This is a genomic window from Carnobacterium sp. AT7, assembly GCF_000171855.1.
Taxonomy (GTDB): domain Bacteria; phylum Bacillota; class Bacilli; order Lactobacillales; family Carnobacteriaceae; genus Carnobacterium_B; species Carnobacterium_B jeotgali.
Genome location: NZ_ABHH01000007.1, coordinates 44,180 through 68,687, shown reverse-complemented (window position 1 = coordinate 68,687; position 24,508 = coordinate 44,180). Strand labels below are relative to the sequence as shown.

General features: G+C 35.7%; 30 protein-coding genes and 1 pseudogene. 29 read left to right on the top strand and 2 right to left on the bottom strand.

What is annotated here, in order from left to right:
- The first annotated feature begins 7 nt into the window (after nucleotides 1-7).
- On the top strand, nucleotides 8-922 hold the full coding sequence (locus tag CAT7_RS12510) for a hypothetical protein (protein ID WP_007722353.1): 915 nt from the start codon (nucleotides 8-10) through the stop codon (nucleotides 920-922).
- Nucleotides 923-927: 5 nt separating this feature from the next.
- A complete protein-coding gene (locus CAT7_RS04340) occupies nucleotides 928-1,365 on the top strand; it encodes a RusA family crossover junction endodeoxyribonuclease (RefSeq protein ID WP_007722352.1) in 438 nt (145 codons plus the stop codon).
- A gap of 3 nt (nucleotides 1,366-1,368) precedes the next feature.
- On the opposite strand, the gene CAT7_RS04335 is transcribed toward CAT7_RS04340, so the two are convergent.
- Nucleotides 1,369-1,992: a hypothetical protein gene (locus CAT7_RS04335; RefSeq protein ID WP_007722351.1), complete on the bottom strand. Its 624-nt coding sequence runs from the start codon at nucleotides 1,990-1,992 to the stop codon at nucleotides 1,369-1,371.
- A gap of 55 nt (nucleotides 1,993-2,047) precedes the next feature.
- Between CAT7_RS04335 and CAT7_RS04330 the strand changes: the two are divergent.
- The 9 genes and pseudogenes from CAT7_RS04330 to CAT7_RS04290 all read left to right on the top strand — a co-directional run bounded on the left by CAT7_RS04330 (nucleotide 2,048) and on the right by CAT7_RS04290 (nucleotide 5,847).
- Nucleotides 2,048-2,507 (top strand): annotated as a pseudogene (locus tag CAT7_RS04330) (class I SAM-dependent methyltransferase).
- Between the two features lies 1 nt (nucleotide 2,508).
- Complete coding sequence (locus CAT7_RS04325; RefSeq protein WP_007722347.1) at nucleotides 2,509-3,051, top strand: hypothetical protein; 543 nt, start codon at nucleotides 2,509-2,511, stop codon at nucleotides 3,049-3,051.
- Complete coding sequence (locus CAT7_RS04320) at nucleotides 3,048-3,254, top strand: hypothetical protein (RefSeq protein ID WP_007722346.1); 207 nt, start codon at nucleotides 3,048-3,050, stop codon at nucleotides 3,252-3,254. The genes CAT7_RS04325 and CAT7_RS04320 overlap by 4 nt, the downstream gene beginning before the upstream one ends.
- Nucleotides 3,251-3,583: a hypothetical protein gene (locus CAT7_RS04315; protein WP_007722345.1), complete on the top strand. Its 333-nt coding sequence runs from the start codon at nucleotides 3,251-3,253 to the stop codon at nucleotides 3,581-3,583. Before CAT7_RS04320 ends, CAT7_RS04315 begins: the two co-directional genes overlap by 4 nt.
- The gene (locus tag CAT7_RS04310; RefSeq protein WP_007722344.1) at nucleotides 3,580-3,864 is read left to right on the top strand and encodes a hypothetical protein; all 285 of its coding nucleotides are present in this window, start codon (nucleotides 3,580-3,582) and stop codon (nucleotides 3,862-3,864) included. Before CAT7_RS04315 ends, CAT7_RS04310 begins: the two co-directional genes overlap by 4 nt.
- Complete coding sequence (locus tag CAT7_RS04305; RefSeq protein WP_007722343.1) at nucleotides 3,861-4,589, top strand: DUF1642 domain-containing protein; 729 nt, start codon at nucleotides 3,861-3,863, stop codon at nucleotides 4,587-4,589. Before CAT7_RS04310 ends, CAT7_RS04305 begins: the two co-directional genes overlap by 4 nt.
- Nucleotides 4,586-4,876 carry a hypothetical protein gene (locus tag CAT7_RS04300; protein WP_007722342.1) on the top strand — a complete coding sequence of 97 codons (291 nt, stop codon included), beginning with the start codon at nucleotides 4,586-4,588 and terminating at the stop codon, nucleotides 4,874-4,876. Before CAT7_RS04305 ends, CAT7_RS04300 begins: the two co-directional genes overlap by 4 nt.
- Nucleotides 4,873-5,337 (top strand): single-stranded DNA-binding protein, encoded by a 465-nt coding sequence (locus tag CAT7_RS04295; RefSeq protein WP_007722340.1) that lies wholly within the window; start codon nucleotides 4,873-4,875, stop codon nucleotides 5,335-5,337. Before CAT7_RS04300 ends, CAT7_RS04295 begins: the two co-directional genes overlap by 4 nt.
- A 21-nt stretch (nucleotides 5,338-5,358) precedes the next feature.
- Nucleotides 5,359-5,847, top strand: a complete 489-nt coding sequence (locus CAT7_RS04290; protein WP_007722339.1) for a hypothetical protein — start codon at nucleotides 5,359-5,361, stop codon at nucleotides 5,845-5,847.
- A 141-nt stretch (nucleotides 5,848-5,988) separates the two neighbouring features.
- Here the strand turns inward: CAT7_RS04290 and CAT7_RS04285 are convergent, their stop codons facing one another.
- Nucleotides 5,989-6,543 carry a hypothetical protein gene (locus CAT7_RS04285; RefSeq protein ID WP_007722338.1) on the bottom strand — a complete coding sequence of 185 codons (555 nt, stop codon included), beginning with the start codon at nucleotides 6,541-6,543 and terminating at the stop codon, nucleotides 5,989-5,991.
- A gap of 99 nt (nucleotides 6,544-6,642) precedes the next feature.
- On the opposite strand from CAT7_RS04285, the gene CAT7_RS04280 reads away from it, so the two are divergent.
- From CAT7_RS04280 to CAT7_RS04205, 18 genes are all read left to right on the top strand, one after another.
- Entirely contained in the window at nucleotides 6,643-6,969 is a 327-nt protein-coding gene (locus tag CAT7_RS04280; RefSeq protein WP_007722337.1) for an HNH endonuclease, read from the top strand.
- Between the two features lie 136 nt (nucleotides 6,970-7,105).
- Nucleotides 7,106-7,426 (top strand): P27 family phage terminase small subunit, encoded by a 321-nt coding sequence (locus CAT7_RS04275; protein WP_007722336.1) that lies wholly within the window; start codon nucleotides 7,106-7,108, stop codon nucleotides 7,424-7,426.
- Nucleotides 7,427-9,085, top strand: coding sequence for a terminase TerL endonuclease subunit (locus CAT7_RS04270; RefSeq protein WP_007722335.1), 1,659 nt, complete (start codon nucleotides 7,427-7,429; stop codon nucleotides 9,083-9,085).
- 16 nt (nucleotides 9,086-9,101) lie between these two features.
- The gene (locus tag CAT7_RS12280; RefSeq protein ID WP_007722334.1) at nucleotides 9,102-9,248 is read left to right on the top strand and encodes a hypothetical protein; all 147 of its coding nucleotides are present in this window, start codon (nucleotides 9,102-9,104) and stop codon (nucleotides 9,246-9,248) included.
- A 29-nt stretch (nucleotides 9,249-9,277) separates the two neighbouring features.
- Nucleotides 9,278-10,405, top strand: a complete 1,128-nt coding sequence (locus CAT7_RS04265) for a phage portal protein (protein ID WP_007722333.1) — start codon at nucleotides 9,278-9,280, stop codon at nucleotides 10,403-10,405.
- Complete coding sequence (locus CAT7_RS04260) at nucleotides 10,392-11,132, top strand: head maturation protease, ClpP-related (RefSeq protein ID WP_007722332.1); 741 nt, start codon at nucleotides 10,392-10,394, stop codon at nucleotides 11,130-11,132. The genes CAT7_RS04265 and CAT7_RS04260 overlap by 14 nt, the downstream gene beginning before the upstream one ends.
- A 1-nt stretch (nucleotide 11,133) precedes the next feature.
- Nucleotides 11,134-12,333 (top strand): phage major capsid protein, encoded by a 1,200-nt coding sequence (locus CAT7_RS04255; protein WP_007722331.1) that lies wholly within the window; start codon nucleotides 11,134-11,136, stop codon nucleotides 12,331-12,333.
- A 26-nt stretch (nucleotides 12,334-12,359) separates the two neighbouring features.
- Nucleotides 12,360-12,545: a hypothetical protein gene (locus CAT7_RS04250; protein WP_007722330.1), complete on the top strand. Its 186-nt coding sequence runs from the start codon at nucleotides 12,360-12,362 to the stop codon at nucleotides 12,543-12,545.
- Between the two features lie 14 nt (nucleotides 12,546-12,559).
- Nucleotides 12,560-12,847, top strand: a complete 288-nt coding sequence (locus tag CAT7_RS04245; RefSeq protein ID WP_007722329.1) for a head-tail connector protein — start codon at nucleotides 12,560-12,562, stop codon at nucleotides 12,845-12,847.
- Nucleotides 12,825-13,178 carry a phage head closure protein gene (locus CAT7_RS04240; RefSeq protein WP_007722328.1) on the top strand — a complete coding sequence of 118 codons (354 nt, stop codon included), beginning with the start codon at nucleotides 12,825-12,827 and terminating at the stop codon, nucleotides 13,176-13,178. Before CAT7_RS04245 ends, CAT7_RS04240 begins: the two co-directional genes overlap by 23 nt.
- Nucleotides 13,178-13,513, top strand: a complete 336-nt coding sequence (locus tag CAT7_RS04235; RefSeq protein ID WP_007722327.1) for a hypothetical protein — start codon at nucleotides 13,178-13,180, stop codon at nucleotides 13,511-13,513. Before CAT7_RS04240 ends, CAT7_RS04235 begins: the two co-directional genes overlap by 1 nt.
- A complete protein-coding gene (locus CAT7_RS04230) occupies nucleotides 13,513-13,950 on the top strand; it encodes a hypothetical protein (RefSeq protein ID WP_007722326.1) in 438 nt (145 codons plus the stop codon). The genes CAT7_RS04235 and CAT7_RS04230 overlap by 1 nt, the downstream gene beginning before the upstream one ends.
- Before the next feature lie 6 nt (nucleotides 13,951-13,956).
- On the top strand, nucleotides 13,957-14,613 hold the full coding sequence (locus CAT7_RS04225; RefSeq protein ID WP_007722325.1) for a hypothetical protein: 657 nt from the start codon (nucleotides 13,957-13,959) through the stop codon (nucleotides 14,611-14,613).
- A gap of 18 nt (nucleotides 14,614-14,631) precedes the next feature.
- Complete coding sequence (locus tag CAT7_RS04220) at nucleotides 14,632-14,970, top strand: hypothetical protein (RefSeq protein ID WP_007722322.1); 339 nt, start codon at nucleotides 14,632-14,634, stop codon at nucleotides 14,968-14,970.
- Nucleotides 14,971-15,020: 50 nt separating this feature from the next.
- Entirely contained in the window at nucleotides 15,021-15,161 is a 141-nt protein-coding gene (locus CAT7_RS12275) for a hypothetical protein (protein WP_007722318.1), read from the top strand.
- 36 nt (nucleotides 15,162-15,197) lie between these two features.
- A complete protein-coding gene (locus CAT7_RS11990; protein WP_007722315.1) occupies nucleotides 15,198-19,499 on the top strand; it encodes a phage tail tape measure protein in 4,302 nt (1,433 codons plus the stop codon).
- Nucleotides 19,486-20,196 carry a prophage LambdaSa04, tail protein, putative gene (locus CAT7_RS11985; RefSeq protein ID WP_007722312.1) on the top strand — a complete coding sequence of 237 codons (711 nt, stop codon included), beginning with the start codon at nucleotides 19,486-19,488 and terminating at the stop codon, nucleotides 20,194-20,196. Before CAT7_RS11990 ends, CAT7_RS11985 begins: the two co-directional genes overlap by 14 nt.
- On the top strand, nucleotides 20,197-24,504 hold the full coding sequence (locus tag CAT7_RS04205) for a hypothetical protein (protein WP_007722310.1): 4,308 nt from the start codon (nucleotides 20,197-20,199) through the stop codon (nucleotides 24,502-24,504).
- Nucleotides 24,505-24,508: the final 4 nt, after the last annotated feature.

Below are 24,508 nucleotides of genomic sequence, written 5' to 3'. Positions count from 1 at the left end.
GAGCGGAGTGGAAATTGGTTATATAAAACTTTATAGGAAAATAACTAATTCATTCGTTTGGACAAATCCAAATATGCTAAAGCTTTGGATGCTTTGTTTAATGAAGGCTAGTCATAGTGGAAACAAGTTTTTATTTAACGGAAAAGAAGTAGTCGTGTCCAGCGGTGAATTCGTCACAGGGCGCGATGCTATAGCAAAAGAATTCAATGAAGGAGTACCGCGTGACCAACAGATTGTCGGACGTACGTTATGGAGATGGATAAAAAAATTCGAAGAAGAGCAAATGTTGTCCATCAAATCAACTACGAAATACAGCGTGGTTACAGTAAAAAACTGGAACGAGTACCAAGCCAGTGACCAACAAGTGTCCATCAACCGTCCATCAACTGTCCATCAAGTGTCCACAATCAAGAATGCTAATAATGCAAAGAATGCTAATAATGCAAAGAATAAAGATAATAGTCGACAATCCGCAAGGCGGACTTACGACGAAAATTCAATTTATTATCAATTGGCTTTATCTCTTTTTAAAGAAATTCAAAACAATAATCCAGAAGCAAGATCACCGAATCTGCAGACCTGGTCTGATGACATTAGAAAAATGATTGAGATAGATAACAGAAAGCCAGAACAAGTTACCAACATGATTCACTGGTCTCAATCAAATGATTTCTGGAGTGGGATTATATTATCAGCCAAGAAGCTTAGAGAAAAATATGATCAAATGAAAATTCAAGCAAATAAAGCTGTCATTCCTACCAAGAAACCATTCTACAACAACGCTACATCAACTAGAAAAGAAACTCTTCCAGAGTGGGCAAAAGAAGAAAATCAGCAAGTTGAAGAAAAGCCAATGAAAGAAGAAGACAAACAAGAATTAATGGAACGTCTCAAAAAAATACAATCATTCAGAAAGGACTAAATCAATTGGAAATTAAAATCACTGTACCTGGTCAGCCAGTACCACAAGGAAGACCAAAGTTCACAACTATTGGTGGCCACGCAAGAGCATATGATCCTAAAAAAAGTGTTGATTATAAAAGGATAGTTGCTTATCACGCAATGCAGCATAAACCTAAGCAGCTACTTGAAGGCGAATTAGAAGTTGAAATACTTATTTATAAAGAGTGTCTTAAATCTTTCAGCAAGAGAAATATGGAACTTGCTGAAATTGGCCAACTTAGACCAGTAACCAAACCAGATGCTGATAATTATGCAAAAGGTCCACTGGATGCAATGAAAGGAATCATTTGGAAAGATGATGGCCAGATAGTTGATTTGATCGCTAGGAAGTATTACTCGAGTAAACCGAGGATTGAAATCACTGTTAGAACGCTGGGTGAAATACAAACTGAATTATTTTAATAATTATTTAAATATATTGAGTAAGAAAGACTCAACCCAACTAAAAGCCTCAGTCTGAATATTGTGATCTAAGCGTTCTGACTCGACTTTAAGAAAAATAATTAGTTTATCATCGTTAAAATCATACTGTTTTGTCTTATTAAAAGTATCTAAGCAAATAGGATTTAACATTGTTATTTTATCTATAACTATCTTATCTTCATACTCTTTAACTAAAGAAACAAACTCTTTATTCATGTCTGCTTCTTTATAAATAATTAATCGATTTAGGAAAGTTTTCATGGATTGATAAGAATCTGCATTAGCAGAACTATCTAATTTTCTTTTGACAAGTACAAATATTTGGTAGATTCCATAACAAATAAAAAATCTATTTAATATTGTGTCTAGATTTTCTGAACTTTTCCATAGCCAGAAAACACCTGTTTGTAGATTAGTAAATATCATAGTTAAAAATAAAGAAACATAATAAATTTCACAAAAGTAGAGCCAAGATTGCCGTTTTTTCTGGATCTTAAAATTTACTTTTCTTATAAGGAGGAAAAGTAGTGTAAAGAACGGAAAGGTATAAATTATAAACCATTTCCCGGAAATTAAAAAATATTCAAAAAAGTTATTAATATTCATTCTAAGACACACCTCGTTTTATTTAAGTATCGCATAGAAAGGAAAGTATTAATATATGAAAATTCTTGATGTTTGTTGTGGTTCAAAAATTATTTTGGTTTGACAAGAATAATGAGTTCGCAACTTATATGGATATTCGTGAAGAGCAGTATGAAATACATGGTAAAAAAGTAAATGTAAAAACAGATGTAGTTGGCGACTTTCGTAACATGCCTTTTGAGAATAACATCTATGACTTGATTGTTTTTGATCCACCTCATTTAAAGTGGGCTGGAAAGAATTCCATCATGAGAGCACAGTACGGACAGTTAGATAAAGATAACTGGCCAGATGATATAAAACGTGGAATGGACGAATGTATGCGAGTTTTAAAACCAACAGGAACTTTAATTTTCAAATGGAATGAAGCACAAGTTCCTTTGAAGGATGTATTAAAAGCAATAAATTACAGACCATTATTTGGAAACAAAAGAAGTAAAACACATTGGCTTACATTTATGAAGGAGGAAAAATAAAATGACAAAAACAGTAGAATTCAGACCAACAATTAAAGCGGTAAAAATGAACAAGGGTGGCAAACAAGAAATTGTCCTTTCAATCGAAAATGGATCATTAGATGGTAAGTTCGAAAGTATTAATCAATTAATTGGCGAAGCAGTCAATGTGGTTATCCAACCTTCAGTAATCAGCTACCGTATTCCGTATGATGTTGAAAATGAAACACCTTATTTGAAATATGTAGTTGACGGATCAGGAGTAGTAGTTGAAGTAAAAGAAGAGCAGTTGGCCATTGACGGTATTAATAACAAATCATACAAAGACTTCATTGTTGAAATTGATGATGTCGATTCATTTATTAGAGATACATCTTCACTAACTATGCCACCTAATGTTGAATTGAATCCAAGAACCATCCTTGAATACTTGGGTGACGGAATGACTTATGAAGATATTGCGGAAGAAATGGAAACAAAAGAAGCTGCAGTAGTGATTGATCTCGACAAAGCTAGACAGTATTTTGCTCCTTATGCTGCAGCATGGGTTGAGTATAAAAAATGACAAAGAAAGTTTTGATTTTGGAAGATGCTAGATTCATTTGGGATGAAGAAGAAGTTAAGACATTCGTTGAAATGTGGAGCGACAATAAAAGCAGCTATCAAATTGCCGAGGTCTTGAATTGCAAGATCTTGGATGTTGCTTTACTAGTTATGGACCAGGCGGAGAAGGGCAAAATAAAACAAAGGATTCGAGGGATAGTATGAGCGAAAGAACTAGACGTAGATGGGTAGGAGCAGAAAGAAACGATAAGTTCGTGGATGAAATTAATCCTGAAAAATATAAAGGTTTAGCAGACGATAAAGCTTTTATGAAGTCCGTTAAGTTCCAACGGCCTGACACTTTAACTATTGGCCAACTAAAAAGAATTCATTCAATAGCTGCTCATGGAGTTGATATCAGGAACAACATTGATTTAGCAATTGCTGGTCTTTATAGAAACAAAGCTTATGCAATCAAGATATTTAATGAATCAGAACAAATTGAATTCACTCGGCAGATTAAACTTTTGGAGAGAGTGAGGGATGTTGAATGAGATTAAAGATTAAAAATTTACTAATAACAATAATACCATCGCTCATCGTAATAGGTATGATCATTGGTTTAATCTATTTATTGATTGATAATACTCGGTTGGAATTCGTAAATTTCATGACTGAATATAGAATTGAACAGAAAGAAAAGGATATCAATACTGCTAAGCAAGAAATTAGGGACCTTAAAGGCGACTTGGTGGAATGGCAGAATACAGCTAATGGTTATAAATTCCAGTTAGATTTAATAAATAAAGATAATGGATGGAGTGAGGATGAATGAATAAAGAAGAGTTGAGAGTTGAATTAATTAGACTTAGATCTTTAGAAGGTAATTACAATGATTATCCGGTTGATTCAAGAAAAAGATTGAGTGCTGTAGGTAAATTCGAAGGAATAAACGAAGCTTTAAAAATAGTTGAAAAACTAGACGAACCAGAAATCACGGAAGAACAAGCATTAAATAAATTAGCAGAATCTTATCCGTTTTCTGCTGATGGCATAAACGCTATTTTGCAAGCGCAACTTGCTGGTTACATTCCAGTTTCGACAGTGACATTCTTTAAGGGAAACGAATTGGCATTTTCTGAAGACACTTTTTGGGAATATATGAACGACCAATATAGACTTGATAAAGAAGAACTTTTTGGAAAGTTAAAAGAAAATAACTATCTTAAAAAACATTCAATTGTAGAACTACCAGTGATTCCGGAGGTTGTTGCTGATTTCATAGAGAAAGAGAAAAATAAATCTATCCCACCTATTTTATACGGTGCATATCTAGGAGCTAGAAAAATCCCCGATGTATTTAAATGGGTTTGGAAAAATGACAAAAACCATAATGCTTTTGCTATTGCTTATATCATTGGGAATTACGAAATCAAAAAAGAACCAATAAAGACACATCAAGTACTCGTTAAGTTCTTTGATAATGAAGAATACAAAACTGAATTAACTGAAGAAGTAGCAAGGGAACTAATCGAATTCTTGGAGGCTAATAAAAAATGAATAAGCGTACTAAAAATAAAATAGCTAAACGCGTTATAAAAAATATTACAAAAGGTAAACCTCTAAGTGAATTCGATAAGAAGTATTCGGATGAACTAGAAAAGAAAATCTTAAGGAAAACGGAGCATCACGAAAGATTTACCTCAGGAATTTTAAATGCTCAAACCATTGATGTGAGAAACATTCGGCTTATTGCTCCGGAAATACAGGTGGAATCACGATCTAATCAGAAAGAAACGAGTTGGGATAAAGTAAAGAGCAAAGTGAAAGGGTGGTTTGGTAAATGAATTCAATAAACATCATCGGAACATTAGGAAGAGATCCACAAATAAATGCAGCCGGAACAATGGCCAGTTTTAGTATTGCTGTTAAAAAGAAATTCAAGAACAAACAAACCAATGAATATGAAACAGATTGGTTTAACTGCAAGGCGTTCAACAAGACCGCAGAACTTATTAGGGATAATTTCTCTAAAGGTTCCCAAATCGCATTCGAAGGACACTTACAAAATAACAATCATGAAAAAGACGGCAAGATGATTTATCGTGATGAAATCATAGTAGATGGCATTACCTTTATTGGCTCTAAAAACAGCGCACAATCAAACGGAGACTATCAACAGCCAAATACTCAACAATACAATTCAAATCAATCTAGCAATCAGAATAGTGGTCAGTATTCGAATAGAGATCCATTTGAGTCTAGTGGAAGTCCAGCTGATATCTCGGATGATGATTTACCGTTTTAACAGAACAATAAGTAGAGGTAGGTGATCATCATAAAATTCCAGTGGCTGAAAGATTATCAAGAGTTAGACGAAGAGATAGCCTACTTGAGATGGAATATAAGAAAGACTAAGTTAGAACTTAGTAGGTGGGAAGATGGAGACTTGTCAAAGGTTTTCCTCGAGAGAGATTCAAAAGGTTCTCAAGTAGAAATTAGTATTGATAAGTTAGAAGACTTACTCGATGAGAAGATAGAAATGCAAGAAACATTAGTTGTATTGATTAATACTTTTAAAGGGATTGAAAGTCAGATACTTAAAAAGAAATATGTGGATGGAAAATCTTTGGAAGTAATTGCTGAAGAACTCAACTACTCATACGGTCATATAAAAGTTAAGCATGCTGAATTGAAAAGGCGATTAGACTTCATTGGTGATTATGAAGAAGCGATGAAGAAGTATCGCACCAAAGATAGAATAGCCGAACATCACGTGAGATCCTTGAAGCTAGTAGTCAAGAAAAATAAGAAGTAACGCTAACGCAAAAGGTATGATTAAAGACAGGTCCTGATAGTCTTTAAAACTAGCATTAAACAGTTTATATTAATAGCATAAGAAATCGACGAAAGAGCAACCGAGATTATACGGCTGCTCTTTTTGTTTGCACATATGAATTTATTTAATTAACTGTCCAGTTGCAATTGATAAAAGGACTTGTCCGGAAGCTTTTGCTAGACCAGGATATTTAACAAGTAGATTGTCGAACCTTTTAAGTAGTCCAGGAGTAATAGGTTCTTTTTCAAGAGTGTTAACCAGTTCATTAGCTTCTGACTTGTCATCAATATCAACAGTTGATTCTATGAAGGTTTGGATATCAGAGAGAGACGCTCCATAATTAATTGTTACCGAACCATTTTCGCCAAAGTTTGCACCAGAAACAGACTGGATATTATATTGATGAGTTGGAGTCGATGAATTTTCTTTACCTTCAATGAATTGTTTACCAGCTCTAGTAACATAAGTTGTAGGATGTAGATCGAAACCATCATAGTAAGTAATAATTAAGGGTTGAGCTGAACGACTAGAGTGTGAGAGATAACCTAATTGTTCACAGTCTCTTAGTGCATTAACTAGCTTATCCCTTTTTAACTCAGGAAAACTTGTTTCTGGTATAAATCCATCGTTGTCAATTTCTGAGAGAATACTTTTAATAAGATCATCATATGACATAAAATAACCACCTTTTTATTTTTATAATCTCATACTTGAAAATGATTTGCTATCTTTAATTTTATAAATATATGAATGCTATAGGAGTGTTTACATGCAATGTTATTAGACGAACTTACTCAACAAGCAAAGCTGAAGACAACTAACACCATTTACGAAAGTAAAGCAGCAAGAGATGCGTTCTATCAGAACCAAACATGGCGCAACAAACGCAAAGAAATATTGAGGCGAGACAACAATGAATGTCAAGTGACTAAGTCATTGGGCGGAGTTGATAAGGATAAGTTGATCGTGCATCATATCAAACCACTGGAGTACTATCCTGAGTTAGCGATGGATGACAGCAACCTGATCACGGTTAGTCATACGAACCACAACATCATTCATGGATTAACATTGGCTAAGTTCAATGATGAATGGTGGTAAATAAAGTTAATTAATTATTTTTTTGGAGAGATACCCCCGTCAAAAGTTTTAGAAATTTTTATTTTCTTCTTCAGCGGGTTGCCAGGCCTCTCCGGAAAAAACTACAAAATAAAATCAACAGAGAGGGGGGGGTTATGTGGCTGAGGTCTCAATAAAAAGACTAAGAGAATATCTAATGGCTAATATTGATACATCTGATTTAGTCGAAGTAGATAAGGTGAACCGCTATTGTACGTTGACTTCTATGTCGCGGAAACTAAGAACTGAAGCTAATAAAGACGGTGTAATAGTTGTAACTGAAAACGCGACACAAAAGTTTACCAAGACACATCCTGCGATTGAAAAAATGACAGCAATCAATACTCAATTGTTGAATATTGAGAAGTCTTTTCATTACATCATGCCAGATAACCCCGCACCTCGTGATGACGAACTAAACGATGGGGAGCTGGTGTAGATGATCCAACAAAAACATGTGGATGACTACATCAAGTTATATCGAGATGGAAAAATAAAGTTAAACGAAGAACGTATACTACTGATTGAATGGATTGAAAAAACAATTTATCCTCGAGATGACATGTGGTTTAACGATGATATGATTGATGATTGCATAGCGTTTATTGAAAAATGGTTCTTCAAGTTGGAACCATTTCAAAAGTTCTTGATTGCATTTGTCTTTCTCTTTTATAAAGGCAAAAAGAAAGTAGTCTTTAATAAGCACTTCTGGACACTGGCTCGTGGTGCAGGTAAGAATGGATTAGCTTCTGGATTGAGTGCTTACTTTATTAGTCCAAGACACAATGTTAATGGCTATAACGTTGGAATTGTGGCCACTTCAGAAGAGCAAGCTACAACGTCTGTTGAAGAAGTATTTAACGCGGTCGATGATAATAAACCATTGCAAAAATTCTTTAGACATACATTTACAAAAATTACTTCTCGATTAAATCGTAATTGGTTTAAATACTATACAAGCAACGCCAAAACAAAAGATGGAGCCCGTTTGGGTTGCATCTTTTTTGATGAAATACATGAATATAAAACGAATGACATCATAGAAGTATTTACTTCTGGTTTTGGTAAACGTCCATATAGTAGGACCTTTTACATAGGAACTACCGGATTTATACGAGATGGCGTTTATGATGATTTGATGCGCAGATCAATGGATATTTTAACCGGCAAAACAGATGATTTAAGTTTCTTCCCATTCATTTGTAAGTTGGATGATATCAAAGAAATTGATAATCCTGAATTGTGGGAAAAAGCAAATCCAATGTTCCACCAACCTATGAGTGAGTATGCTGAGATTCTGAATGATGAAGTGATGTCTGCATACAAAGATTTGGCCTACGGCGGGGACAAAATAAAGTTCATCGTTAAACGCATGAACTTCAGTGATATTGATTCTCAAAATGATGTTGCTAGTCGGAATGATATTAAATCTGCAAACAAAGCATTACCTGATTTAAAAGGACATAAAGCAATTGGAAGTTTAGATTTTGCCAGCAATAAAGACTTTGTTGCTGCAGGCTTAATTTTTAGAGACAACGATCAATACTATTGGAAGACACACTCGTGGGTCTGTCAGAAATTCTTAGATAACTACACGTTAGAAGCACCAATAGAAGAATGGTCCAATCCTGATTTTGCAACTAAACGAGGACCACTATTGACTATCGTTGACGATGTAGATATTGATGTTCAATTGATTGTGGAATGGTATTTAAAAATGCGAGAAAGTTATGACTTTGACACGATTGTAATTGATAACTATCGAAAAGATATTGTTCAAAAAGCTCTGGAAGCTGTTGGCTTTAATGTCATTGTTGTTTATAAATCGAAAGCAATAGCAGCAGGTATCGGTTTAAGAATTCAATCTATGTTCAGTCGTCATTCAATTTCTTGGGGAGAAAATCCTTTGATGAACTGGTATACAAATAACGTTTGGGTTGACCGAGATAAATTTGAAAATTTAACTTTTAACAAAAAAGAAAGGGTTAGAAGAAAGATAGATGGCTTTATGGCCTTCATGTTGGCCGTTTGGCAATCAGATGAACTCATAGATGTTGGATCATCAACTTTTGATATTGATGATACTTGGATTTTCTAAAAAGGGAGTGTTTAAAGTGGATGATATTTTAAAACAGTTTCTGCTTAATTTGTGCCAGATTGGTTATGACGTGCAAAAGAAACCTCCAGATGAAGTTAAACCAATAGAAGTTTCTGATAAGAAAGGAAGTGATCCAACAGCTCCTAACTATCAGGGTAGATAGTCATTTGTAAAATTTGAAAGGTGGTGATTATGATTGGTGTATTTAATTATTTAATGAATCTTCTGCCGGGTTATTCCACGAGCGATTGGGAAATACTGGTTGATGATTATGAAAAAGTTCATTTAAAACAATCTGCTTTAGATACAGTTTTAGGAAGAATCACAGCAAGTGCATCTCTTGTTGATTTTAGAACGAAAGATAAAGAACTGTCTTATATTTTGAATACAGCTCCAAATGTAAATGAGAATGCGAAAGATTTCCGAACTAAATTGTTACGAACAATGATTCTGGACGGCGAAGTATTAGTGGTCCAATTAAACGACAAATGGTACGTAGCTGATGGATTTTCCGTCGATGACAAGGTACTAGCTGAAAAAACGTACAGCAATATTTTTATTGATGGTTTGGGCTTAAACAAACCATTTATCTCTAGCGAGGTTTACCACTTCAAATACCATAACTCTAAATTGAGAAAATTATTAAAAGAGTTGGATAACTCATACGTGAATTTATTCAGCCAATTACTATCTGTTCAAATGAGACAAGGACAGCTAAGGGTTTATGCCAAATTTAAAGGGTTTTCGGATCCTACAAAAAAGGGTGAAGAAGAGAAGAAATTTAAAGCTTATCTAAGCAGTTTGTCTGAAGCGTTAAAAAATAATTCTGTTGTCGTTTCGACCAGAAATGATTCATACGAATTAGAAGAAAAAACAGACAATTATCTAGGCCGTTCAGTTGATGAACTACAGAAAATGGAAAATATTTATATAGCGAAGGTGGCAAATGCATTGCAGTTGTCGCCTCTTTTATTTACCGGAGATCTAGCAGATGTCGAGCAACATGAAAAGAATGCAGTAAAATATGCGATTCGTCCTCTATTTGAAATTATCACAACTGAAATTAATAAAAAATATTTTGGACGTGATTATGAAGCGGACTTAGTTGCTAACGTCACACCGTTAACGTATAACAACGAGTTCGAGATGGCGAAAGATATTGAAAAATTAGTCGGAAGTGCAGTATTCACTCCAGATGACGTGCTGGAAATGCTAGGAAAAGAACGAACCGGGCTTCCAGAAATGATGCAACATTATTTAACCAAAAACATGGAAGCTTTAGATATGAGAGGGGGTGAGAAAGAAAATGCCGAAAATTAAAAATGTCCCGTTTGAATTTAAAAATGAATTGAAAGACGGGAAACACATACTCACTTTAAGCGGAACTATTCGGCAACGGTACTGGGATGATGATAAATCAATTGATGCAAAACTAGTTAGTGATTCATTAGATGGTGTCACAGATGATATCGTCATTTATTTAAATTCAACTGGCGGCGATGTGTTTCAAGGTATTGAAATTTACAACTATTTAAAAAATCATTCAAGCCACATCACAGTTGAAGTGACAGGAACCGCAGCGAGTGCAGCAACATTTATTGTAGCTGGTGCAGATGAAGCCATCATGAACACAGGAACATCATTCATGATTCACGAAGCAAGCTCTTTTGCTTGGGGAAATAAAGCAGATTTAAAGAAAACCTTGAATGCTTTAGAAACTATTGACGAATCCATTATTGCAATCTATACAGAAAAAACAGGTCAATCAAACGAACAATTGAATGACTGGATGGAAGAGGAAAAATGGTTCACTGCTGAAGAAGCTGTTAAGTATGGTTTTGCTAATAAAGTAAAAGAAAATAAAAAAGATATTACCGATCAAATTGATATCGCTGCAATGATTAATCAATCAGTAGCGCAAGCTATGGAACAGTTTAGCGCACAAGCTACTAGCAAAAAACATAGTATTGAAAAACTAAACGAACTAAAAAATGAAAAACCAAAACAGAAATCACTTTTAAATAAGTTGAGAAAAGGGGAACAATAATATGCCATTAAAAATTACTGATAAAACTGCGGATGCTCGTTTAGCGTTTAACAACGTTTCTACAAAAGAGGATGCAACACCTGAACAAGTAAATGCTGCAATGGAAGCTTATATGACTGCTATCGCTGAAGACGCTGGAAAGCAAGTTCGTGATGAATACGAAGAACTGAAAAACGTAAACGACAATAACATTTTACAAGCACGCGGCATTCACGTTCTGACTGCTGAAGAAAACCAATTTTATAACGAAGTAACAAAAGCGGGTGGATTCCAAGAGGATGAGGTTTGGCCAGAAACAATTCTAGAACGTGTATTTGACGACATTCAGGAAGACCGTCCATTATTAAAAATGATCACTTTTTCTCCATCAACTGCTAAAACAAAAGTTATCCGCGCTCGTCGTAAAGGGGTTGCAGTTTGGGGAAGTCTCCACAAAGATTTAGAAGGACAATTGGATGCAGAGTTTGGAGCAACTGAATTTACTCAACTTGCTTTGACAGCTTATTTCCTAATCTCAAATGATACATTAGATCTTGGACCACGTTGGGTAGACCGTTTTGTTCGTTTATGTCTTCAAGAAGCAATTGCCGAAGCTTGGGAAGCAGCAATCGTTTCTGGTGATGGAAATGAATCTCCTATTGGTTTGTTAAAAGATTTAGATGGTTCTGTAGTTGGCGGGGTTTATCCAGATAAAACTTCTGCAGGTACATTAACTTTTGCAGATGCACCAACCATGGTCAAAGAATTGGCGTTAGTATTAAAAACAGCTTCAGAATTTACTCAAAAAATTGGTAAGGATGACGTTGGTAAAAAGAAATATCGTAAAGTAGCTGGAAAAGTTCATTTAATTGTAAATCCAGTAAATTACTATGACATTCTAGCTCGTGTGACTACTCAAAACGCAAACGGTGCTTTTGTAAGCAACCTTCCGTTTATTTCGCAAGATAATATCGTGGAATCTTTAGAAGTCCCAGCAAATAAATTGATTGCCTTTGTTGACGGTCAATACGATGCAACTCAATCTCGTGCTGAAAAAGTATATGTTTACAAAGAAACATTCGCTGTAAAACGTGCAACTCTTTATGCAGTTGATCTTTTAGGTAACGGACAACCAGCAAATAATGATGCTGCTAAAGTTTATGATATCGCCATTCCAGTTGAAGGCGTAACAACTGAAACACCAGTAGTTCCAGCAGGATAATAAAAAGATAATAGGAGGAAATGACAATGGCTAAATTCAAAGCAGATATCAAATTCAGAGGTATCAAGGAAAATAAAGAATTTGAAAAAAATGAAGAGTTCGAAATGACAGTCAAACGTGCTGAAGAACTCGAGGCTAATATCAAAAAGGAACACAAGGACATTGAAAAGGTCATGACTCGTCTTGATAAAGAAGATCCAGAAGATAAATAATAGGGGTGGATTAAATGGAAACTCTTGTTCTAAAAGAAATGAAAGCTTATTTACATGTCGTTACAGATGATGACGACAAAAATTTAATAGCCCTATCTAAAACGGCTCATTCCACTTTAAAAAGATGGTGTGGGTCGTTTGGTTTAGATAACGATGAAGGAAAGCAGCTTATTTTCGATTATGTACGCTATATGAGAGCCGGAGCAAGTGAGTATTTTTATAAAAACTTTGAGTCACAAATTCAAAGTTTTGGTTTTTCTTTGATGGAGGTGCCATCTGATGATGCGATTTCTGAAGGATAATGAATTAGTAGAAATAGTCTATAACGATGGAATAGTCGAATTCAAATCAAAAGTGCCAGAAAAAGATGAATATGGAACTCCATTACCAGGTAAATACACCTTTGAAACTAAACTTAAATTTTGGTGGAGAACACTTGGGATAACTAGTCAAGAAGTTATTGATGCTAAAAGTATTGATCGTGAGTTAACTAAAAAAATAGGCGTTACTGGTAATCAAGAAATTGATTCTCGGTGGCGTGCTTTTATCGGAGATAAAGAATTTGAGATTTTTCGTTCTTTTTACAATTACAAAAATGATGAAATAGAAATCAGTTTGGTGGAGGTGGATTGATGAGTAAAAAGAAATTGATATTTGATACTGTTAAAAGTCTAGGTATTGAAATTAGTTATAATCAATCCACTTCTGATACTTTACCAAAAATTGTTTACTCCTTTGTATCCAGCCGATCAACAAGATTGAGCAATAAAAAACACGATAAACATGTACGCTACCAACTCATGTATTACGCACAGCAAGCTTTAGACGTTGAAACGGATGTTAACTTATTAGCAATCGAAAACGCTCTAGAAGAGGCAGGATTGCTTACTACAGACTGGATGGAAATATCCGATATTGATTCGGATTCCGAACTCGGCTATTTCGATTATTTGATTGAGGTGATTTAATGAACTCTTTTGGATTTGATGGTATTGTACAAGATTTTAGGCAGTTTGAGGAAAACGCAAATCAAGTTCAACCAGAAGTTAAAAAGTATGCTATTAAAATGCGTGATCAGGCACGTTCAATTGCAAAGTCAAAAGGCTTGGCAAAATCCGGAGCTGGGGTTTCGGGTATTGAAGTAGAAGATAAAATAAATGAAGTCCTTGTCGGGTGGAGTCAGCGCCCAAATTTTCACTTGTACTTTCATGAGTTGGGTTTCCATGCATTGGATAATCGCAGAGGGAAGATACGAGTTAGAAGAAATAATAACAATCGATCTCGTATCTACGGTTCTGCTAAAGCAACGTATGTAGGTCCTAAACCACACATGCGACCAGCTTTTGATCAATTAGAACCAGAATTTTATAACACAATACAAAACACATTAGAAAAAGGAGTGTAGATTTAAATGGCAAAAACGTCAACTTATACAAAGCAAGCTTTACTGAACGGAGCAGGTAGTCTCTACTTGCAAATGATTACAACTGAAGAAACACCTTCTACTCCACCACTTTATGACGAAGAGGTATTTGAAACTCCATCTTTAGATAATTTGAGCATGTCTTTAGAATTAAATGAAAAACAAGTGTGGTTATCAAACAAGATGCATAGTGATTTGTCCAATGTTCGTTTGGCAACTATTACAGTAGCAGCCGGTTATTTCCCTCGTGGGTTTGCAGAAGAAGCACAAGGTATGGTTAAAGTTGGTGGTGGTTGGTCTATGCCGACAACTCCAAATAGAAAACCATTCCGTTTAGCTGTTCCATTTAGTGATGAAAATGGGGAGGAACTGATTCTTAATTTCCCTAAATGCACGCTTAGTCCACTGGATATTAGTGGAGAAACGAAAAAAGAAGACACCACTGAACAAATTCCGCAATTTGTTATTAAGTCAGTTGCTCCAGATTATAAAGGAGATTTAGAAAAAGAATTTGTTTACCACAAACTTGACTTAGCTGATCCAGAAAATAAGACAAAATACGATCGTGATTTGTTATTGATCAACGGCTGGTATGACGATACGTCATTAGCTTTAAATGAAAAAGATACTATCCCCGCAGGATAATAGATAGGAGAATGAAAGATGTCCGTTTTTGTTAAAAGCCTTAGAACGTTCGAATCGGCTATTACAGGAGAAACAAAAGATTACAAAATCAACAATGCTGTCTGGTTATTACTGAAATCAAAATACAAGCTCACTCAAAAAGAGTGGGCTGTCGGTTACGGCAAAGAAGAGGTCCTTTTTGGAGCACGATTTATTGTTTGTGTACTGAAGGCAAATGGTCTAGATACTACTGAAAAAGAAGTGTTAGAAAATACAGATGCTGTTGATATTATGAATTTCATTGTTGCATATCAAACTGCTATGATGCCTGATGAAAATAATAATGAAGACGAAGAGGAAGACGAAGAGGGGAAGTAGAGGAGCCCGATTGGGACTTCCTCTACTTTTTATCTAAAGAGTTTTTCCACATGACTTCCACTGAATTTATGTATGATCATGATCATTCTACTATCGTTGATTTATTGAATAGACACATGGAGTTTCATGGTCTAGGAGAGAAGAAAGAAGAAAAAACAAAAGTATCAAACCCGAGAGAATTCTTTTTATAGAATTCTCTTTTTTCGTATGCAAGGAGGTGAAAATATTTGGCATTAAGAAAAGCAGGAATTAGTTTAACGTTAGAAGGTCAAGCAGCTTATAAAGCAGGGTTGGCAGAAATTAACCGAGAACAACGTCTAATGGCAGAGCAATCTAAGTTAGCAGTAGCTCAGTTGGGAACGCAAGCTAGTCGTCAGCAAATTTATAGTACGCAAATGGACAGCTATGGGAAACAAATTGAATCAGCTTCCGGCAAAGTCCAAACGCTTGTGAGACGTCAAAAAGAACTGCCTGGTGTTCAAAATAAATTAAGTACCAGTATTAAAAATACAAATGAAGCTTTTCGTGATTCATCAAAAGAAACTGAACGTCTGAAGAATAATTATGATCAAATGCGAAAGTCTTTAGGTAGTAATCATGAAGAGACTCAAAAAGCTAAAGCAGCTTATCAAGCATCTAAGGAAGAAACAAAGGCGCTTGGGGTAGAAGTTAAAGATTTAGAAAAAATATATAGCAGTAATAAAAAAGAACTTGCTGATATGCCGTTAAATCTAAGCAAAGCAGAACTAGCCACTCAAAAACTTCGCAATGAAGCTCAAAAATTACATGAGGAATATCGTAATGCTGGTGGAAGATTAGCTGAAACTGCTGAAAATTATCAGAAGTTCGGAAACACAATGACCAACGTAGGCGGCCAAATGCAAAGCATCGGTGGTAAATTAACAACAGGAATTACACTTCCTCTTGCTGGTTTAACTGCTGCAGCATTAACTGTCGGAATTGCTTTTGAGAAACAAATGAGTCGTGTTGGAGCAATCGCTGGAGCTACTGCTGATGAATTAAAACAACTAACTGATCAAGCAAAAGAATTAGGAGCTTCGACGGCTTTCAGTGCAAGTGAAGTAGCAGCTGGAATGGAAAACATGGCTTCGGCCGGTTTTGCAACCACTGAAATACTTGCAGCTATGCCAGGAGTTCTGGATTTAGCTGCTGTATCGGGAGGAGACGTCGCTCTAGCCTCTGAAGCTGCAGCAACAGCCGTTCGAGCATTTAATTTAGAAGCAAGCGACACAGGTCATGTAGCAGACGTCTTTGCAAGAGCTGCTGCAGACACAAATGCAGAAGTGGCAGACATGGCTGAAGCAATGAAATATGCAGCACCTATGGCCAATACTTTAGGAATGAGTATTGAAGATACTGCTGCAGCAATCGGAATAATGAGTGATGCTGGGATCAAAGGTAGCCAGGCCGGAACAACATTGCGTGGTGCATTTACAAGATTAGCCAAACCTACTAAAGCAGCTTCTGATTCGATGGCAGAATTAGGCATAAAGATGTTTGACGCGCAAGGAAATATCCTTCCTATGTCTGGAATCATTACAGAGCTACAAGATGGACTAGTTGGAATGACTAGCGAACAGAAAGCTTCTACATTGGCAACTATTTTTGGTCAAGAAGCGATGTCCGGAATGATGACATTAGTTGAAGCTGGACCAGATAAAGTAAACGAATTGTCTACTAGTCTTGAAAACTCTGCTGGTGCTGCTGATGAAATGGCTAAAGTTATGCAAGACAACGCGGCCGGTGCTATTGATGAAATGATGGGCGCTTTAGAAACTGCAGGTATCGAAATTACTCAATTATTAGCCCCAGTTATCAGAGATTTAGCTGAAGATATTACTGAACTAGTAGGAAGTTTCAGTGAATTAGATGATGAAACGCAACGAAATATTATTAAATGGGCTGCTCTTGCAATGGCAGGTGGTCCAGTATTATCAATGCTAGGGAATATTACAAGTGGTTTTGGTGTTGCAAGCAAAGGTGCAAGTGAGCTAATTAGAATTTACGGAAAACTGACAACTCCTAAACTGGCTAGCGATATGGCTACTTCGTTTACTGCTGTAGCCGGTGGAGCAACTGGTGCTTCTACTAATGTTGCGGGTTTAATTGGCACGATTGGAGGGCTTCCACTTGTTCTTGGAATTGCTGGTGCTGCTTTACTTGGGTGGACCGCTTGGAAAGTCTGGGGTGAAGATGCTTGGAATGCGTCCGAACGAACTAAGCAGTGGGGTACTGATGTAGGAGAAACAGTTGATGGTCATTTAAGCAAAATGCAAGAATTGACTCAAAAAACATCGGGTCAATTTGAAAATATGACTTCAGGAATGAGCACAAATAAAAATCAAATGTCTAGTGATTTTGTAGAATTAGGTCAAACTATTGAATCTAGTTTGAATGAACGCATTACTAAATTAGACGAATTGATGGCTAACCTTCCCGAAACAGTTCGTACAACATTAACGGAATTATTATCTGAAGACAAAAAGAAAGCTGAAGAGTCTTTGAAAATTGTTTCAGACAATAATAAACGTATCCAAGAGATTAATTCTAGGGCCGCCAAAGAAAATAGAAGTGCTACAATTTCAGAAAATCAAATCATTTTAGATTTAAACAGAGAATCAGCTGAAGCATATGTTAATACACTGCAGGTTTCTCAGGAAGAAAGAAATAATATTTTGAATGCTATGAATGGCGATGTCGAAAAATCCACTAAGGAACAAGCAACTTCTTGGGCTAAAAGTTTAGCAGAGCAACGTCAAGATATGAAAACCCATTACAATGAACAAAAAGAAACATATTTAAGCTCTCTAAAAGAACTTGGTTATAGTCCAAAAGCTATTGAAGAACAAGAAAAAATTTGGGATAAAGCTAATGAGGCTACTACTAATGGAATTGATCAACAACTAGCAACAATTGCTGCTAAATACCCTGAAATTGCTAAAGAGATATCTTTAACAAACGGACAAACCATTGATTCTATGGGGGAACTTGGTGAGCAACAAATTAAAGAGAACGAAAAGATTATTCAACGTGCAGGCTCTTTATCAAAACAATTAGCAGGAAATGCTGAAGAGAATGCTAAAAAACTTTCTTGGGTTGCTGACGAAAGTGAAGCAGGGGCTAAAACTTGGAATAATATTATTTTAGATCCAAAAACTGGTGAAGTAAAAACAAATGTACGAGAAGAAGTTATTAAAGCTGGAGAAGATGTTACTTCTTGGAATGAGATGAGATTTCAACTCCATAACGCTGATCTAAGTTCAAATGCTAAATCTATCATTGGAGAATCAGCTATTGTCAATGGCTGGTGGGATGGTATGGCTTGGGATGATAAAGCTGTTATTCTAGAAGACGAGTTTTCTCAAACAACTTATAAAGCTTTAGAACAGTCTGGTAAATGGAACGAAATGTCGATAGAAGAAAAAACTGCGATTATGTATTCTAACACACCAGAAAAAATGACAGAGACATTAGCCTATTTAAATCTATGGGAAGAATTTGAACCTGAAATAAAAAAGGTGGATGCAGATAACCAAGGTTTCATTCAATCAATTATGGATTCAGAAGAAAAAATGAACTATTGGAGAAGTATTCCAGATGATGTAAAAGAAATCATGGGAGAAAATTATGACTTATTAACAACTATCTTTCAATCTGAAGATGCTTATAACAACTTTAAATTATTATCAGATGAAGAAAAAGTTTTCTTAGGTGAAAACTCTGACTTAATGAGTACCGTACTACAATCAAAAACAAATTATAATAACTGGGTTTCGATGCCAGATAATGAAAAAAGACTTTTGGCAAATAATGCAGACTTAATGACAAAAGTCTTTTCTTCTCAAAAATCCTATAATGATTGGAGAAATCTCCCAGATACTCTCAAAAAAATAAAAGCAACATCAAATGTACCTGGAGTATCTCAACAATCAATTGGAGCTTTAAATAAAGTACCAGGCCTTAAACAAGTAGATATTTTAGCTAAAACAAATGCATGGGCAACAGCAGATAGTGCAATAAGAGCAATAAGAAGTGTACAAGGTAAAACCGTAAACATCACAACCCAATTTAAAACGATAGGTAGTCCAGCTGGTGCCGGATATGCTAAAGGTACTAATTATCATCCGGGTGGTTCAATGATCGTCAATGACCAAAAAGGTTCTTTGTTTAAAGAGTTGGTTACATTTCCTAACGGTAGATCCTTTGTGCCAGAAGGAAGAAACATATTGATACCAAATGCTCCCAGAGGTACTAAAGTACTGAAAGCTGCATTGACTAAGCGACTGATACCGAAATATGAAAAAGGTATCGGTTATGATGAAAAATCTATCAAAAATGTTGGTTCTCAGCCTGAAGTTAGTATAAAAATTGAAATCAATGATCCGGTGGTTCGTGAAGAACAAGATATCGATAGAATATCTTCAGCAGTAGTAGATAAAATTACGCTAGATACACGTTTGAAAAACTTATTTAATAAAGGAAGGGGAGGCACCTATGCCGGAGTATAATGAATTAATTGTAAACGGACGGTCCACTGGTGACCTTCCGTTTTTTTGTGGGGTAGAAGAAAATAGCGCTCCTACGAGAGCCGAAAAAAAAAATAAATATCATGATTTGGATATGGTAAATAGTGTTGCAGTTCAAACAATCGAAGCATGGTCTTCCGTATCTAAAACGTATCAGTTTTATATACATGATGCTACAAAAGCTGATGTTAGAAAGTTAAAAGCTTTTATTGGATACAGTGGATGGTTTACGCCTTTTGATGACCCTGAAATTCGTTATGTATTTGTAAATGCCGTTTTTAGTTCTGAACCATTGGACGAATTTAACGGCTACACTGTTACAGTAACTTTCACTTGCGAACCATTTGAATATGAAGCCGAAAAAGTAAGTACTTTAGGAAGCTCAATAACAAACCATACAACTGCTCCTATGTATCCAAAAGTAGTCATCACTGGAAATGTAGCAACTAGTACTTTTTTACAAATTGGTAGTCAACGTATGACTTTTCCAAGTGGAATGGATACTAAAGTAACGATTGAATGCAAACATGGATTGCAAAATGTATTTGATAAAAGCGGAAATGCAATCAATAGCAAAGTGAGAGGTCCATTCTTTGAAATTGAACCAGGAACAAATGTTGTAACAAAAGGAACCGGAATAACAAGCATCCAAATCACTGAACGTTGGGGGTGGTTGTAATTGTTATATCTATATCCAAAAAACACAATTGATTTTACTAACAACGGTGATCCAATCCATCATTCATATGACGAACATGTCATTAGAGATGATGGATTTTATTTAACTTTTAATCTTCTTTTAGACAAAGAAGAAGGATATAAAAAAATAAAAAAAGAAATGATTGTCAGTGCTGATACTCCGGATGGAATAAATCAATTCAGAATTTATGATATCAAAAATAAAAGTACTGTCGTTGAAGTAACTGCAGTTCAATTAATGTATGACTTTGACAACAAAGAAGTTAATCCATTCTCACTAAAGAATTCAAACGGTTCTCAAGTGATAAGTCGATTCAAAGGTTCTTTTAAATCAACATTAGGACAATTCACGATGGATTCATCTGTTACTGAAACGCACGACTTCGCTACAAATAATGAAGACGATGACACTCCAAGCCATAACGCTTTAGAGGTTCTCAATCGAATTACTAATCGCTGGGACAGCGAACTAATGTTAAACGGTTTTGATATTCGAATGATTAAACGTTTAGGTGCTAAAACTGATGCGTTACTGTATGAGAAAAAAAACATTAGTGAGTTTGAAGATGCTTCTTCTGTAAGTGGAATGATTACCAGAATTCACGCAACGAGTAAGTTCACTCCTGAAGGTAAAGAGGATGAAGTTGCTTTATCTGTTACCGTTGATAGTCCGTTGATTAATGAATATGCACAAATATATGAAAAGTCCTATGTTAATAACGAATGCAGAACTGAAGCTGAATTAATTGCTTGGACAAAATTAAAATATAGTACTGAAAACGTTGATAAACCAAGCCGCTCTATAACAGTTTCAACCAATATTATTGACGGTACTGAAATTAATTATGGTGATGATCTTGTATTAAAATATTTGGTGCATGATGTCGATGAAATTATTCGATGTGTTGGTTATGATTATGATCCTATTAAAAACACTTACTACAGCGTTACTTTAGGAGATTGGAAAGATTCTTTTTTAAACACAGTAACAAGCAATATTATTGATAATACTAACAAGCAGCTTAATCAAATGAAGAATAGCGTAACTTATATTGCTATGTCAGCTAATGGGAAAAATAGAAATGCATATGGGCCTGATCCAGTTCCTAACCCAATAAATGGAGACCAATGGTACTACTATGAATTTGACAGACCAAATGATGTGGAATTTAGAGTTTATCAAGATGGATTCTGGGTGAAGGTTGACTTTTTTGCGACTAAAAAAGAAGTAGAAGAAGTGCTCGATCAAGCTGACAAAGACCGTACAAAAGCAGAACAAGATTTTGAAGCTGCCAAACAAACGGCTAAGGCATATACAGATGCTCAAGTCATCGCATTTGACACGAAATTTGAAGCAGAAACAGGCGCTATACGCAACGAAGTAATGGCAGGCTACAACAATGCTATCACGGCTGGAAAAACCTATACGGACAATAAAAGTGCTGAATTCAACACTCAATTGAACTTAGTTAAAGCAGACGTTGCTAGCACCGTTCTTAAAGCGAATGATGCTGTTACAAAAGCGAATAAAGCAATAACAGACGCTGGATTTATGAGAATAGATGTAGATGCAACTAAAGTAACCGCTATTGATGCATTAACGAAGGCACAGACGGCCACAGATAATGTAAACAATCTTACAACTAGTTATGATGCTCTAACTCAGACAGTTGGTTTTAAAGCTGAGAGAACACAAGTAAATGCCATTAGTGGAGTAATAGATCAGCATGAGTTAAAAATATCCGCCAATGCACAAGCCATTACTGCAAGGCTTACTTCGGCACAAGTTGATAATCTGATAACTGGCAAAGGTTATGTAAACCAAGCGCAACTAACAGCTACCTCTTCACAATGGAATTTGGCATTGACAAAAGTGAGTACAGATTTAAGTAATCTTGAAATTGGCGGAAGAAATTTAATCGTTAGTGGGACGTTGGAGTTTGGAAGATATTTATTAGACAACATAGGATCTACAGGAGCTGCTGCATCTCATACCGCAACAGATTTTATAGCTGTAGAAAGTTCTCAACAATATACCGTTTCAGCTAAAAGTTTATGGCAAATAAGAGTTGTTTATTATGATGCAAACAAAAATTATATAAGTGGTGTTTTGTGGTCTGGTAATCAAAACAAATCAAAAACAATAACTACACCATCAAATGCAAAGTTTGTTAGGTGGTCAGGCGATCATGGGAATGGATCTGATTTAAGAACGTGGAAATTTGAAAAAGGGAATACGGCAACAGATTTTAGTCCCGCCCCTGAAGATATGGCAACGCTTGAACAATTTACTACAATTGATGCAACAGTTAAAGGTCTAAAAACCACTGTAGGTAACAAAGCAGATAAAACGGAAGTTACTCAACTAGCTAATCAATGGACCCAAACAACGGCACTAGCTAATGGTCATACTGGTCAAATTAGTAATTTAGGAGAACAAATCAATTTAAGAGTTGTTCAAGGCGATGTAACGGCTGCTATCCTTGCAGATAAAAAAATCAAAGATACGAGAAGTAGAAATGACATTCCTTTGTTTTATATCGAAAATTATCCTAACCAAGAAGTTAGAGAGTTTAAAACAAGAACAGTAGTTGATGTTCCCGGTAATTCAACGTATGTACAACTAACTACTAAAGTTCCGTGGTCGGGTTCTTCTGGAGGTTATCCAGTACAAATTGCGGAATCAACTGACGGAACCTATCAGCGTGTGAGTTCGGGAACAGGCGGTAGCTGGCTTGCATGGGACAAAGTTGCGGAAGCTGGCAAGTTAATTAGTCAAATCAATATCAGTACTGAAGGTCTTTTGCTACAAGGTAAAAGAATACAATTAGATGGCGACGTTACAATGACAACGGCTTTTGTTACAAGGTTAGATGCTTTAACTTTAACAGCGGTTTATGCTGATATTGCCACTCTTAAAGCTAATGTATTGACTGCTAATGTAATCACAGCAGCGAATTTGTTAGTAGATTATGCTTTGATAGATAAATTAACAGCCAGAACAATAGATGTAGATAGATTCTTTTCTAAGACGGCTGTTATAAGTCAGGTGGAAGCTAAAGCTTTAACTGCAATTTATGCCGACATCGCTACTTTAAGAACGAAATTCCTAACGGCTGATCTTATAACATCAACTTATATCAAATCAGATACAGCGATTATCACTAAGTTGTTTGCTACCGATGCGAACGTGAATGTATTGACCGCTAAAACAGCTTTTATTAATTCAGTAAAAGCAATAGATATAGCAGCAGATAGAATCACCGCCGGAACATTAAACGCGTCATTAGTTAATATTATTAACCTTAACGCAAATAGAATATCAACGGGTACAATAGCCGGTGCGAACTCATCTTGGAATCTTAATACCGGAATTATTAGTGTTTCCAATCCTTCAAGTGGAGACATCATGATTTTAGATCAAGGTCAAATTAGTTTCCAAAATGGAGCGCAAGGTCGTTACCTAAGGTATCAAAGTGAAGGATTAAGGTTACTGCCGTATGCGAGCAATACTGGAACATCTAAGAATACTGCCCTCCATTTAATCGGTGGTGGTAGTGGTTCATATCAATATATCCAATTTGTGAGTCAAGAGACTAATGGAATTGATATGCGTTTAGAAGCTGAAGGTCAAATCATGACAGCGTACCACGGTTCAACCGGATCATTTAATGTTGCAAAATATGGAGAAGGTCCTAATTCTGGAGTTGTTTTATCCGGTGCATACGAAACTAGACATTCAACTGGTGTTTCTTTAAGAATTGCTGGGGACTCCATTTCTACACCAAGAGACGGAGCACGAAATATCTACCTTACACCACAAGGAGTTGGATCAGTTGTTTCAGGTAACGCTTCTGGTGTTCGATACAACATGGTAGCAAGTGATTTTGTTAAACAATCGTCAAGAGCTACAAAGACAAATATAATTCCATTAGCTGAGGGACTTAGTCTTCTTAATCGTTTAAAACCTGTTTCATATAATAAAATTGATAAGCTGAATCAAGGCATTGTGGAACTAGAAAAAGGATTTATTTCAGAAGATAGCTTTGGAGTGTCAACACCAGATGGAAAGGGCGTTTACGACAGTCATATAACGGCTCATTTAGTTAAAGGCGTACAAGAATTGGATCAAAAAGTAATCGCAATCGATTCTTTGGCAACAACTGCTAATTCCATAGCAGATAACGCTATGAACAAAGCACTTCAAATAGATGGTGAAGTTCAGCAAATGAAAAACAAAATAATAGAGTTAGAAAAAGAAATCAAAACATTAAAGGGAGCTGCTTAAATTT